Annotated in this window: 12 protein-coding genes and 1 other RNA gene; 7 read left to right on the top strand and 6 right to left on the bottom strand. The window is 65.3% G+C overall.

Annotated elements, in window-relative coordinates; genetic code table 11:
* Positions 1-9: 9 nt before the first annotated feature.
* Both J1M87_RS09145 and J1M87_RS09140 read right to left on the bottom strand, forming a co-directional pair.
* A complete protein-coding gene (locus tag J1M87_RS09145) occupies positions 10-1260 on the bottom strand; it encodes an SLC13 family permease (RefSeq protein WP_206489243.1) in 1251 nt (416 codons plus the stop codon).
* Positions 1257-1781, bottom strand: a complete 525-nt coding sequence (locus tag J1M87_RS09140) for a DUF1697 domain-containing protein (protein ID WP_206489242.1) — start codon at positions 1779-1781, stop codon at positions 1257-1259. Before J1M87_RS09140 ends, J1M87_RS09145 begins: the two co-directional genes overlap by 4 nt.
* 89 nt (positions 1782-1870) lie before the next feature.
* Between J1M87_RS09140 and J1M87_RS09135 the strand changes: the two genes are divergently transcribed.
* From J1M87_RS09135 to J1M87_RS09115, 5 genes are all read left to right on the top strand, one after another.
* Entirely contained in the window at positions 1871-2431 is a 561-nt protein-coding gene (locus J1M87_RS09135) for a TetR/AcrR family transcriptional regulator (protein ID WP_206489241.1), read from the top strand.
* Positions 2428-3840, top strand: coding sequence for an MFS transporter (locus J1M87_RS09130; protein WP_206489240.1), 1413 nt, complete (start codon positions 2428-2430; stop codon positions 3838-3840). The genes J1M87_RS09135 and J1M87_RS09130 overlap by 4 nt, the downstream gene beginning before the upstream one ends.
* 16 nt (positions 3841-3856) lie before the next feature.
* Positions 3857-4300: RNase P RNA component class A (rnpB, locus tag J1M87_RS09125), an RNA gene on the top strand.
* Positions 4301-4359: 59 nt separating this feature from the next.
* Positions 4360-4542: a hypothetical protein gene (locus tag J1M87_RS09120; RefSeq protein ID WP_206489239.1), complete on the top strand. Its 183-nt coding sequence runs from the start codon at positions 4360-4362 to the stop codon at positions 4540-4542.
* A gap of 2 nt (positions 4543-4544) precedes the next feature.
* Positions 4545-5975, top strand: coding sequence for an RNB domain-containing ribonuclease (locus tag J1M87_RS09115; RefSeq protein WP_206489238.1), 1431 nt, complete (start codon positions 4545-4547; stop codon positions 5973-5975).
* On the opposite strand, the gene pip is transcribed toward J1M87_RS09115, so the two are convergent.
* The 4 genes from pip to J1M87_RS09095 all read right to left on the bottom strand — a co-directional run bounded on the left by pip (position 5965) and on the right by J1M87_RS09095 (position 10108).
* Complete coding sequence (pip, locus tag J1M87_RS09110; protein ID WP_206489237.1) at positions 5965-6921, bottom strand: prolyl aminopeptidase; 957 nt, start codon at positions 6919-6921, stop codon at positions 5965-5967. The two genes, J1M87_RS09115 and pip, sit on opposite strands and share 11 nt — an antisense overlap.
* The gene (locus J1M87_RS09105) at positions 6922-7368 is read right to left on the bottom strand and encodes a hypothetical protein (protein ID WP_206489236.1); all 447 of its coding nucleotides are present in this window, start codon (positions 7366-7368) and stop codon (positions 6922-6924) included.
* 41 nt (positions 7369-7409) lie between these two features.
* On the bottom strand, positions 7410-8261 hold the full coding sequence (gene panB, locus J1M87_RS09100) for a 3-methyl-2-oxobutanoate hydroxymethyltransferase (protein ID WP_206489235.1): 852 nt from the start codon (positions 8259-8261) through the stop codon (positions 7410-7412).
* Positions 8262-8380: 119 nt separating this feature from the next.
* Positions 8381-10108 carry an NAD+ synthase gene (locus J1M87_RS09095; protein ID WP_206489234.1) on the bottom strand — a complete coding sequence of 576 codons (1728 nt, stop codon included), beginning with the start codon at positions 10106-10108 and terminating at the stop codon, positions 8381-8383.
* Between the two features lie 75 nt (positions 10109-10183).
* Here J1M87_RS09095 and J1M87_RS09090 point away from each other — a divergent pair, with 75 nt between their 5' ends.
* A complete protein-coding gene (locus J1M87_RS09090) occupies positions 10184-11740 on the top strand; it encodes an alpha/beta hydrolase (protein WP_206489233.1) in 1557 nt (518 codons plus the stop codon).
* Between the two features lie 101 nt (positions 11741-11841).
* The gene (glnA, locus tag J1M87_RS09085) at positions 11842-13182 is read left to right on the top strand and encodes a type I glutamate--ammonia ligase (protein WP_206489232.1); all 1341 of its coding nucleotides are present in this window, start codon (positions 11842-11844) and stop codon (positions 13180-13182) included.
* The last annotated feature ends 116 nt before the right edge of the window (positions 13183-13298 follow it).

Below are 13298 nucleotides of genomic sequence, written 5' to 3'. Positions count from 1 at the left end.
CGACGCGGCCTAGACCTGCAACGCGAGCCACAGTCCCGCCACGGCACCGACGATGGTCAATGGAGTCGTGATCACGCCGAGAACGGTGAATGTCTTCAGGTCGGCCGGTTCGTCGTGTGCTGATGCGACGCGTCGCCACAGCATGATGGCCAGCGACCCGACGTAGGTGAGGTTGGGGCCGAGATTCACTCCGATCACCATGGCCAACAGCAGTGCCGGGGGAGCGTCGGTACCGAACGCGGCCAGTAGCAGCAGCGTTGCGGGCAGGTTGTTGACGATGTTCGACGCCACCGCCGCGATGACCGCTACTGCCAGGAGCGATGCGAAGGTGGTGTCGGACGGCAGGATTCGCGTCAGCCAGGCGCCGATCGGTCCTGTCGTTACGCCGAGGACGACGATGCCGAGCAGGAACACGAAGCCGCAGAACGGCAGATCGGCACCGCACGCGATGGCGCGAGGTGTGGTGCGCCGCGCTCGCAGTGCCGGGATCGCCAGTGCCACCGACCCCACGGCCGCGACCCAGAAGGGTTCGACGTCGAACAGTCCGGCCACTGCGAAGCCGATGAGAGTCGCGCCGAGTACTGCGAGTGTGACTGTCGGTGCCGGTACATCCTCGAAGCCCTGCTCGGCCGGTCTGTCCGATGGTGGCGCGGTGCGGCTGAGGTCCTTGCGGAAGAAGAGCAGGAACACTGCCAACTCGATCGCGACCGCGAACATCCACGGCAGTGCCATCAGGGCCGTGAAGTGCAGGAAGGTCAGGCCGGTCGCGGCGAAGGCCAGCAGATTGGTCAGGTTCGAGACCGGGAGCAGGGTCGAGGCCGAATTGGACAGGTGTGCGGTGGCGTAACTGTATGGACGCGGCGACATCCCGAGGATGCGGGCGGCACCGATGATCGCGGGTGTCAATAGAACCACGGTGGCATCGAGACTGAGCACTGCTGTGGTCGACGCTGCGGCGGCGAACACGAGGGTGAGCAGTCTGCGGGGGCTGCCCTGGGACCCACGGCGGAGCTTCGCCGCGATCCAGGTGAAGACGCCGAGAGCATCGGACAGGTGCGCCAGGATCAGGATGAACGCCAGAAACACGACCGTGGGGGCGAGTTCGAGCACCTGCGCTCGGGCATCGTCGACGCTGACGAGGCCGACGAGCAACACGACCGCCGCGGCCGGCAACGCGGCGACGATCTCGGGCAGGCCGCGCGGGCGAACTATGGCGAAGACGAGAACGGCAGCGACCAGTGTCGCGGCGAGAACGGTCACGCGAGAACCTTGGCGAGCGTGCGCAGATTGCGAGTGGTGGTGGTCGCCTTGTACTTGGCCTTCGCCGTGGCTTTGCCGAACCTGCTGTCGGTCGTGCTGCCTTTGCGCACTTCCCAGTAGATGACATTGTCTCCTTCGGCGACTCGTTCGAGCTCAGGATCGAGTTCGGCCGCGAGAGCGGACAATTCGGTCAGGTGTTCATCGTTGCTGCCGAACACCACATAGGGGTGCCAGCCTTCGCGTTCGGCATCGAAGGGATAGGCATCGACCACCTGGCGCAGCGACGGTACGTCCGACACGATCACCCAGGCCTGGTAACCGAAGGCCTCGGCCAGCACGGTTTCGACCGCCGGTATCAGTGCGTCGGAGGTCAGTGGTGATTCCAAGACGACATTGCCAGTAGCCAATATCGTCCGAACGTGTCCGAATCCGGCGTCCTGCAGGGCCGCCCGAAGATCGGCCATCTTGATGTTGATGCCGCCGACGTTGATGCCGCGCAGAAGCACGACCCATTCACTCATGACGAGAACTGTAGTTCGAGGTTTCGGCGCGAGGTCTAGAGTTAGTAGTTAGTAACTAGTAACTTCAGGGCATGGGGCAACGCGTGCGCATGACAGGACCCGATCGTCGAGAGCAGCTCTTGCGAATAGCAGCAGACGAATTCGCCTCGGCCGGACTCCACGGCGGATCGACCGAGGCGATCGCCCGCGAGGCAGGAATCACCCAGGCCTACATCTTTCGGATCTTCGGAACCAAGAAGGCTCTGTTCTGCGAGGTGGTCGTCGCGTCCTACGACCGGTTGACCGACGGGATGCGAGAAGCGGCGGGCAATGCCACCGGACAGCAGGCGCTGGCAGCAATGGGCGAGCGGTACCACGCGATGCTCGGCGACCGCACCTCGTTGCTGTTGCAACTGCAGGGGATCGCTGCCTGCGGCGATGCCGAGGTGCGTGACGCAGTGAGAGCGGCGTTCGACCGCATGTGGACCGCGATAACAGAGATCACCGGTCTGGATGCGGTGACGATCAAGGCATTTCTGGCGTTCGGGATGCTGCTCAACAGCGGCGCGGCCCTGCAGATCGACGACGTCGACGAACCCTGGGCGAGGGGAGTGGGCACACGCATCCAGGCTGGACTGTTCGATCACATCACCGGCGACACGAACCGATGACCGAGGAGACCGAGCATAGTCGGGAGCGTTCGCTGGCACCTGCGCTGGTGTTCGTCGGAGTGGTCGTGGCCGCCGTCGGCAGCCTCGGTGCGCCGTTGATCACCAGTGTCGCAACCACATTCGATGTCTCACTGTCGAGTGCGCAGTGGACGTTGACGCTGGCGTTGGCGACCGGTGCCGTGACGACACCGATTCTCGGCCGCCTCGGCTCGGGCCCGCATCGGCGGGCGGCGATACTCGGGACCCTCGGCGTCGTATCAGTGGGTGGAGTTCTGACCGCGCTCCCGTTGTCTTTCGCGTGGCTGCTCATCGGCCGGGCCGCGCAGGGAGTAGGGCTGGCACTGACCTCGATGCTGATGGGAGTTGCCCGCGAACACCTGTCGACGCCGCGGTCTGCGTCGACCATCTCGTTGTTGGCGGTCGCGTCGACGGCGGGGGTCGGCGTGGGATACCCACTGTCGGGGTTGCTGACCGAGCACGGTGGGATTCGCGCCGCATACGGTTTCGGGGCCGCGATCGCCGTTCTGGCACTGGTGGTTGCGCTGAAGGTCGTTCCCGCTGCCACACGGAATCGTGCGACCCGCATGGACATTCCCGGTGCTCTTGCACTCTCACTCGCTCTCGCGCCGGTGTTGATTCTGGTGAGTGAGACCGCGCTGTGGACGAGCCGCCCCTGGACGGCGGTCTCCCTGGCCGTTGCGGCGGGCGCTGCTGCCGTGCTCTGGGTGCGGGTCGAACTCGCCAGCTCGGCGCCACTGGTAGACCTCCGGTTGCTGCGGCACCGGACCGTGATCGGTGCGAACTGTGCGCTGTTCCTCAGCGGCATCGGAATGTACTTGCTGCTGACCATCGTCACGCGATACGCGCAGACGCCTGCCAGTGCCGGGTACGGCTTCGGACTGGACGTCTTCGCAGCCGGCCTGGTCCTCGTTCCGTTCTCCGTGTTCGGATTTCTCGCAGGCAAGCTGGTTCCTCGGGTGCTCGATCGGGTCGGACCCGGTAGCGCACTGACAGTCAGCGCTCTGATCGTGCTGGTGGCGCTTGCCGTGTTCGCCGATGCCCGCGCCGGCATCGGGGAACTCTATGCAGTGATGGCCGTTCTGGGGTTCGGAGTCGGCAGCTTCTCGGCAGCGGTGCCTGCCGTCGTGCTCGCGGTGGTGCCATCCGAGGAGACCTCGAGCGCGATGAGTATCAACCAGGTGGTGCGCAGTATCGGCTTCGCATTCGGAAGTGCGATCGGCGGTCTCGTGCTGGCTGCCGGAACGAATGCCAGCTCCACCTTTCCCGCAGAACAGAGCTACACGTCCGCGGCATGGGTCGGTATCGCCGTCAGCGCTGCTGCGGCGGTCACGAGCGCTACCGCTCTTCGTCGCCGGGCAGCGTCCGGACCCTCGACGTCAGCGGGGTAGAGTGCGCAATCGCGAACGAGTTGGCCGGACGGCTGCGGCTCGGAGGACCGGCGGACTTACGTTCCGTCGCGCTTCGGGCCGAGGAAAGTCCGGACTCCACAGAGCAGGGCGGTTGTTAACGGCAACCCGAGGTGACTCGCGGGAAAGTGCCACAGAAAACAGACCGCCTGCGGATCGGTTTCTCGAAAATCGAGTCGCAGGTCAGGGTGAAACGGTGCGGTAAGAGCGCACCAGCATCCCAGGTGACTGGGGTGGCTAGGTAAACCCCGCCCGGAGCAAGGTCGAAGGCTGCACCGCGCAAGGGGTGCAGCTGCGCAGGTGCTCGAGGGCTGCTCGCCCGAGCCTGCGGGTGGACTGCTCGAGGTACCCGGCGACGGTGTACCCAGATGGATGGCCGTCTATTCGAACCTGCGAAAGCGGTTGAGAGGGACAGGATCCGGCTTACAGGCCGACTCGTTCGCACACACATTTCTCGCGCAGTTCTCCTGCGACGGTGCCGCATGGGGCACACTGGAAGTCATGACCGAAGACGACAACTCCTGGTACTACGACATCGCCGCCAAGCAGGTCGTGCAGGGCAAGCAGACCAACGCCCTCGACCGGATGGGTCCCTACCCGGACAAGGCCACCGCCGAACAGGCCCTGAAGATCGCCGCCGCTCGCAACAAGGCCGCCGACGCCGAAGACGACTGGAACGCCTGACGGTGCCGCTCACCCGGCTGAAGGCCCCCAGTTTCGATTTCGACGCCATTCGATCCGAGTTCGGACTCTCCGACGGTTTCGACCCAGCGGTGATGCAGGAGGCGCGAGAGGTTCGAGACCGACACGCCGACAGCAGGATCGACCGCACGGATATCCCGTTAGCCACCATCGATCCGCCCGGCTCGAAGGATCTCGACCAAGCCGTTCACATCGAGAAGACCTCGAACGGATTGCTGGTGCACTACGCCATTGCCGACGTGGGTGCATTGGTGGTGCCCGGAGGGGCACTCGACACCGAAACTCGTCGGCGGGGCCAGACGTACTACCTGCCCGACGGGTCGGTGCCGCTGCATCCGAGAGTCATGTCGGAGGGCTCCGCGAGCCTGCTCGAGGGGCAGACCCGGTGCGCTGCACTGTGGACCATCGAACTCGACGATGCCGGTGAAGCGGTTGCCTGGACGGTCACCCGTGCCACCGTGCGATCGGTTGCGCGGCTCGACTACGCCGAGGTGCAAGCAGGCGTCGATGCAGGTACGCCACATCCGTCCATCGCTGCCCTCGCGGAATTCGGATCGCAGCGGGCTGCAGCTGCCATTCGACGGGGAGCGATAGACATCACCTTGCCCGAGCAGGAGGTGGTGCCCGAAGGCCGGGGCTGGCGTATCGCGCTGCAGCCGCGTACGGCCGCGGACGGTTGGAATGCCGAAGTGTCGCTTCTGACGGGCATGTGCGCCGCGAGAATCATGCTCGACGCCGGAATCGGCATCGTCCGCACGCTCCCGCCCGCATCGTCCGAGGCCCTTGAGGCGCTGAAGAGAACGGCGTCTGCGCTCGGAATCGATTGGCCGACAGGCGCATCCGCTGGGGCAGTGCTGGCCGGGCTGCCGGCGGACGCGCCGTCGACATTGGCGATGATGACCCGGGCAACCGGCTTGTTGCGCGGGGCGGATTACCTCGCCTTCGACAGCGCAGGGAATGCAGCCGCCAGCGGCGAATCGGTCGAGCATTCCGGCATCGGCGCGCCCTACGCCCACGTGACGGCACCGCTGCGCCGCCTGTCGGATCGGTTCGCCACCGAGGTGTGCCTGGCCGTCGTCGCCGGCACATCGGTACCGGAGTGGGCGGCGCAAGCCCTACCCGAGTTGCCTGCCGTGATGCGCGGATCCGATTCCGTCGCATCGAAAGTGGACCGCGCATGCGTGGATCTCACCGAAGCCCACGTATTGAGCAACCGGGTGGGGGAGAGCTTCGAAGCGGTAGTTCTCCGCGGTGCCGAAGGAAAGCGAGAGGCCGAGGTGTTGGTGTCGGAGCCGATCGTCATCGGAAAGTGCCAGGGCGAACCACCGGCGGGGGAGTCGGTGACGGTCCGGTTGACCCAGGCCGACACCGACTCGCGAAAGGTCTCGTTCGACTATTCGCCCGTCACGGCCTGAAGCGGTCGGTCGCCTCGACGAGGTGCTGCACGATGCCCGGCTCGGCCGCCGAATGCCCTGCATCGTCGACGATGACCAGATCCGCGGCGGGCCAGGCCTTGTGTAGCGCCCACGCGCTGGTCGCCGGACACACGACGTCGTAGCGGCCCTGCACGATGACACCCGCGATACCGTCGAGCAGGTGGGCGTCACGCAGCAGTTGATTTTCTTCGAGGAAGCAATTGTTCCGGAAGTAGTGATTCTCGATTCCCGCGAAAGCCCGGGCGAAACGCGGGTCGGAATTTCCTTGCACTGCATCCGGTTTCGGTAGCAGGTAGCTCGTCGCCGCCTCCCATGACGACCATGCCACCGCGGCTCGGGTTGCGACGCTCTCGTCCTCGGACATCAACTGGCGGTGATAGGCCTCGACGAGGTCACCTGCACGCTCGTCCTCCGGGATCGGCTCGAGAAACTTCTCCCACAGGTCGGGGAAGATGTGCCCGGCACCGCCGCGGTAGTACCAGTCGATCTCGGAAGGGCGGACCAGGAAAATTCCGCGTAGTACGAGCCCTCGCACGCGATCTCGGTGCGACTGCGCGTAGGCCAAGGACAACGTCGATCCCCACGAACCGCCGAAGACCAGCCACGTATCGATTTCCAGGTGCTCTCGAAGCTTCTCCATGTCCGCGATCAACCGGTCGGTGGTGTTGACCGACAAGTCGGCTCCATCGGCGATGTGTGGCGTCGACAACCCGCAGCCTCGCTGATCGAACAACACGATCCGGTAGGCCTGCGGATCGAAGTATCGCCGCTGCAACGGATTGGTGGCACCACCGGGACCGCCATGCACGAACACCACCGGTGCACCGGCCGGATTACCGGATACCTCCCAGTAGATCCGTTGCCCGTCACCGACATCCAGATGTCCGGACTCCACGGGCTCGATCTCGGGATACAGAGTTCGCATCTAGAAGCCCACCAATCCCGACGCGAGGTCCGGAATGTCGAGGGCGCGGATGGCTTCGTCACGCACGTCCGAGCAGGTGTCCTTCGTGATGTCGTCGATGATCGTCCGGTTCTGCACCACCTGCAGGTTGATGACGCCGCTCTGCGCCGCCCAGGTCTGCACCAGAATGTTCAGACCGCCGCGGCCCAGAGTGGGCCCCTGCACGCGCCAATTGGACAGCTGCGCTTCCAGATCGGTGCAGAGCTTCTGCTTCTGTGCATCGGTGATCGCTGCTTCGGCAGGCGTCGTGGTCACCGTGGTGCTCGGCGCAACTGTCGTCGTCGACGACGAACCTGTGTTGGTCGTGTCGGTACTGCAGGCGCCCACCAGTGTCACAAGCGCAGCCGCGCCGATCAGTGCGACTGCGCTTGTGCCTTTACCGAAGGTAGAACCCCGTCTGAGTGTCATGCTCCGAGTGTGCCATCTGGGATCGGCACACACGAGAACGATCAGTAGCTGTGTTCGGGCCCAGGAAAGACGCCGGAGCGGACCTCGGAGAGATACGTGGTCGCGGCCGTGCGCAGTGAATCTCCGACGTCGGCGAACTTCTTGACGAACTTCGCGGTCTTGCCGTTGGTGTAACCGGCCATGTCCTGCCATACGAGGACCTGCGCATCGCACTCGTTGCCGGCACCGATGCCGACGGTGGGAATGGTCAGCTTGCGCGTCACCTGACCGGCGATATCGGCAGGGACCATCTCCATCACCACGGCGAAGGCACCCGCCTCCTGGACGGCGATGGCGTCGGCCACCAACTGCTCGGACGCGTCGCCGCGGCCCTGCACCCGGAAGCCGCCGAGAGTGTTGACGCTCTGCGGGGTGAAGCCGACGTGGGCCATCACCGGGATACCGGCAGCAGTGATCGCGGCGATCTGGGCGGCAACGCGCTCACCGCCTTCGAGCTTGACCGCGCCTGCGAGACCTTCCTTCATGAATCGGACTGCGGTCTCGAGGGCCTGCTGAGGCGAGGCCTCGTAGGTGCCGAACGGAAGATCGGCAACGACGAGGGCGTTCGGCGCGCCCCTGACCACGCCGCGGACCAGCGGAAGAAGCTCGTCGACCGTGATCGGCACGGTGGTGTCGTATCCGTAGACCACGTTGGCAGCCGAGTCTCCGACGAGCAGGACCGGAACACCGGCCTCCTCGAAGATGCGAGCGCTCGAGTAGTCGTATGCGGTGAGCATTCCCCAGCGGTCACCGTCCGCCTTCATCTGCAGCAGGTGATGGGTGCGGGTCTTGCGGGTCAAGGCGGTGGAGGGTGCCTCGTCGGCAGCCCCGCCGTACACGGCAGTTTCGGACATCTGTGTCCCTTTCTGGTCCTCGAGGCCCGCTCGGCGGGTCCCCGGGATGGGGTGTGATGACAATGGCGAGTCTGCCACCGCAGGCGAGGTACCGGGAGGAGTCCTGGCAGTGCAATTGGTCACACCGGATAGTCCCGCCATCCGTTGGTGATCGGCATGCGGCGATCTCGCCCGAAGGCCCGGGAGGTGACCTTGCTGCCGATCGGGTACTGGCGACGCTTGTACTCCGACGCATCGACCTTGCGCAGAGTGTCCGCCACCACGGCCGCGTCGAACCCGGCAGCGACGATGTCCTCGAATCCCTGATCGTGGTCCACGTACCTGAACAGGATGGCGTCGAGTTCGTCGTAGTCGGGCAACGAGTCGGTATCGAGCTGACCGGGTCTGAGCTCGGCGGACGGCGGCTTGTCGATGCTCGATTCCGGAATCGGAGGAATGTCACCGCGGGCGGCAGCGGACGAGTTTCGCCAGCGTGCCAGCTCCCACACGAGGGACTTCGGCACGTCCTTGATCGGCGCGAAGCCTCCGACAGCATCGCCGTAGATCGTCGAATAGCCAACGGCCAGTTCGGACTTGTTCCCAGTCGCCAGAACCAGATGGCCGAAGGTGTTCGACAGTGCCATCAACACCATGCCTCGGCACCGAGCCTGGATGTTCTCCTCGGCCAAGCCGGTCAGATCCAGTTGATCGACGTAGCAGGCGACCATCGCGGCAATCGGCTCGACGCGGAAGTGAATACCGGTCCGCGAGGCGAGATCCTCGGCATCGGTGCGTGAGTGCTCCGAGGAGAACGTCGACGGCATCGATACCCCGTGGACGGCATCGCTACCGAGGGCGTCGACGGCAATGGCGGCGACCACGGCCGAATCGATACCCCCGGACAATCCGAGTGCCACCGACCGAAAGCCGTTCTTGTGCACGTAGTCCCGCAATCCGGTGACCAGCGCTCCCCACACCTGCTCTTCGTCGCAGGCGAGCTCGGCCAGAAGCGGTACCGCCCGCTGCCAGCCGCCGACGGCGAGGTCGGGCAGCGAGATCCGATCGATGCTCCAGCCGGGCACCGCGAGAGCGTCCGGTCGGGGATCGGCGGGTGCATCGACGTCGACGATGAGCAGATGTTCGACGAACTGCGGGGAACGGCCAACGGTGGAGCCGTCGCCGCCGATGAAGAAGCTCGCCCCGTCGAACACCAACTCGTCCTGGCCTCCGACGACGTTGACATAAGCGATCGGAACGCCGATCTCGGTGGCTCGGCGCTCGACGATGGAGCGCCGCACCGCGTCCTTGCCCTGTTCGAACGGACTGGCGTTGAGGCAGACCAGCATGTCCACCCCGGCACCGGCATAGCCGGCCACGGATCCGCCCGATTGCCAGATGTCCTCACAGACAACGACACCGACCCTCAACCCGTTCACGGCCATGATGGTCAAGGTCGATCCGGGAGCGAAGTATCGCGCCTCGTCGAACACCCGGTATGTGGGAAGCGAATGCTTGTCGTAGCGAGCGACCACTCGTCCATCGACGATCACCGCAGCGCTGTTGCGTGACCCCTCGGCATCGCGATCGAGATAGCCCACCACCACGATCCGGTCCCCGCACCCGGCCTTGTCCAGCGCCGAGGCCAACTCCGCCAGGGCACGGGCCGACGAGGCAGCGAACGAAGGTCGCAGCGCCAGATCCTCGACGGGATATCCCGTCAGGGCCATCTCGGGAAAGACCACCATGTTGGCGCCGTCATGGGCGGCGCGGACGGTCCACTCGACGATCGCAGCGGAATTGCCCGCGAGATCGCCGACGACGGAATTGATCTGGGCCAGGGCGAGTCGAAGGGCCTGCACTGCGTACACGCTAGTGCTCCTACGTCGTCCCCGCCGGGCAGCGAGAACAGAGGCCGCCTCGAAAGACCTGGCACGATCGTGTCCATGAAAACGCGCACCAGGAACTCGGCGATGGCACTGTCCGCAGTAGCCGTGTTGCTCGCGGGCTGCTCGAGCCCCGAGCCCACCGCCGAACCGGAGAGCACCGGGGCATCCGATACCCCGGTTGCAGGTCCCGTTCCCGCGGGACTCGAGGCGTTCTACACCCAGAGTCTGCAGTGGGAGTCCTGTGACCGGTACAACACCGACGGCAGCGAACTGGGCAGCAACGTCGAATGCGCGATGGTGACCGTGCCGCTCGACTACGCCGATCCCGCCGGCACGACCATCGAGGTCGCCATCTCGCGGACTCAGGCGACGGGCGACAAGATCGGCTCGATCCTGATGAACCCCGGCGGCCCGGGCTCCTCGGGGCTGTACCTGGCCACCCAGGCCGATGGCACCCCCATCGCCGACCGCTTCGATCGCATCGGGTTCGATCCGCGCGGGATCGGGGCATCCGAACCGCAGGTGCGCTGCCTGACACCCGAGGAGGTCGACGAGGAACGCCGAGAACCGGACGTCGACGTGAGCCCGGAGGGCATTGCCGCTACCGAGGCCGAGCATCGGGACTATGCCGCACAGTGCGTCGACCGCACCGGGGCGGACGTGCTCGAGCACGTCGGCACGAGGGAAGTGGTCCGCGACATGGACGTCATTCGGGCAGTTCTGGGTGACGAGAAACTGACGTACGTCGGTTACTCCTACGGCACGAGGATCGGCACCGCGTATGCCGAGGAGTTCCCGTCGAACGTTCGGGCGATGGTGCTCGACGGTGCGCTGGACCCGGACCAGTCACCCGTCGACGAGGCAGTTGCCCAGGGGGCGGCGTTTCAGGCTGCGTTCGACCAGTTCGCCGCTGACTGCGCACAGACCGAGACGTGCCCGCTCGGAACCGATCCCTCACGCGCCGTCGAGGAATTTCGATCCCTGGTCGATCCCCTGATCGACCAGCCCGCCGAAACGACGGATCCGCGCGGCCTCAGTTACGACGACGCCATCACCGGGACCCAGCAGGCCCTGTACTCCACACAGCTGTGGCGTCTGCTGCGGGCAGGGCTCGGTGAACTGCGCGACGGGCGAGGTGACACGTTGCTCCGCCTGGCCGATACCTACTCCGGACGGCTCGAGGACGGCAGCTACACGAATATCGACGACGCCTTCAATGCCGTTCGATGCGTCGACGGCCCGCCCACGACCGACCGAGCAGCGGCCGACGAGGCCGATGCCAGGTTCCGTGCGGCTGCGCCGTATCTGGACGACGGGCGGGCCACCGGCAACGCGCCGCTGGACCTGTGTGCATTCTGGCCGGTACCCAACACGAGCGAACCGCACATCGTCGACGTCGAGGGGCTGCCCACACTGGTGGTGGTCTCGACGACCGACGATCCGGCCACGCCGTATCAAGCAGGGGTGGAGCTGGCTGCCCAGCTGCGCGGAGACCTGGTGACCTACGAGGGCACCCAGCACACGGTGGCGTTCTCGGGCGTCGCGTGCATCGACGATGCGCTGGTCGGCTACCTCGTCGATCTGGTGCCGCCGGGCGACGGACTGCGGTGCTGACGCGTACCTCACCGGGCGAAATGTGCGCAGAGAGTTCCACGAAGTGAGACCGAATTCACGATGTAACACAGATTTAACTCCGTTTGCTTACTCTCGCGTTCATGGATCGTCAAAAGGAATTCGTGCTCCGGACTCTCGAGGAGCGCGATATTCGTTTCGTCCGCCTCTGGTTCACCGACGTCCTCGGGTATCTGAAATCGGTCGCCATCGCCCCGGCCGAACTCGAGGGAGCCTTCGACGAGGGAATCGGCTTCGACGGTAGCGCCATCGAAGGGTTCGCCCGCGTCTCCGAGGCGGACACCGTCGCCAAGCCGGATCCCTCGACATTCCAGATCCTGCCGTGGTCCACCAGCAAGGGCCACCAGCACTCGGCGCGGATGTTCTGCGATATCGCCATGCCCGACGGTTCGCCGTCCTGGGCCGATTCCCGCCACGTGCTGCGCCGTCAGTTGAGCAAGGCCGCAGACCTCGGCTTCAGCTGCTACGTGCACCCGGAGATCGAGTTCTTCCTGCTCAAGGATGCGCCGCAAGACGGCTCACCTCCCACTCCCGCAGACAACGGCGGATACTTCGATCAGGCTGTGCACGATTCGGCCCCGAACTTCCGCAGGCACGCCATCGACGCACTCGAGTCGATGGGTATCTCGGTCGAGTTCAGTCATCACGAGGCCGCACCCGGTCAGCAGGAGATCGACCTGCGGTACGCCGACGCCTTGTCGATGGCCGACAACATCATGACCTTCCGCTACGTGGTCAAGGAGGTCGCCATCGAAGAGGGCGTGCGCGCGACGTTCATGCCCAAGCCGTTCAGCGACCAGGCCGGTTCGGCGATGCACACGCACATGAGCTTGTTCGAGGGCGACGCGAACGCCTTCCACAACCCCGACGATCCGATGCAGCTCTCCGAGACCGGGAAGTCCTTCATCGCCGGAATCCTCGAGCATGCCAACGAGATCAGCGCGGTGACCAACCAGTGGGTGAACTCCTACAAGCGACTGGTCCGCGGCGGCGAAGCGCCGACCGCAGCATCGTGGGGTCCGGCGAACCGCTCGGCACTGATCCGCGTGCCGATGTACACCCCCAACAAGGCCTCCTCGCGGCGCGTCGAGATCCGCAGCCCGGACTCCGCCTGCAACCCCTACTTGTCGTTCGCGGTGCTGCTCGCAGCAGGCCTGCGCGGAATCGAGAAGGGCTACACACTGCCGCCCGAGGCCGAAGAGGACGTGTGGGCACTGACCTCCGCGGAGCGTCGTGCCATGGGATACAAGGAACTGCCGGGCAACCTCGATCAGGCGCTGAACGCGATGGAAGGCTCCGAACTCGTCGCCGAAGCACTCGGCGAACACGTCTTCGACTTCTTCCTGCGCAACAAGCGTCGCGAGTGGGAGGAATACCGCAGCCACGTCACACCGTACGAGCTGAAGGCCTACCTGGGTCTTTAACGGCATCCCGCCCTCATGGACTACGTTCTAGTCGATCGTGAAAAGTAGTTCCGATGCCGGCGTGGGCACCCTCGCGTCGCATTACCGACGACGAGGTAGAACTGTGGCACCCCGAG

It is taken from the genome of Rhodococcus sp. KRD162, from assembly GCF_017168335.1.
Taxonomy (GTDB): Bacteria; Actinomycetota; Actinomycetes; order Mycobacteriales; family Mycobacteriaceae; genus Rhodococcoides.
The sequence above is the reverse complement of the archived record's forward strand: the minus strand, read 5'-3'. Positions and strand labels throughout refer to the sequence as shown.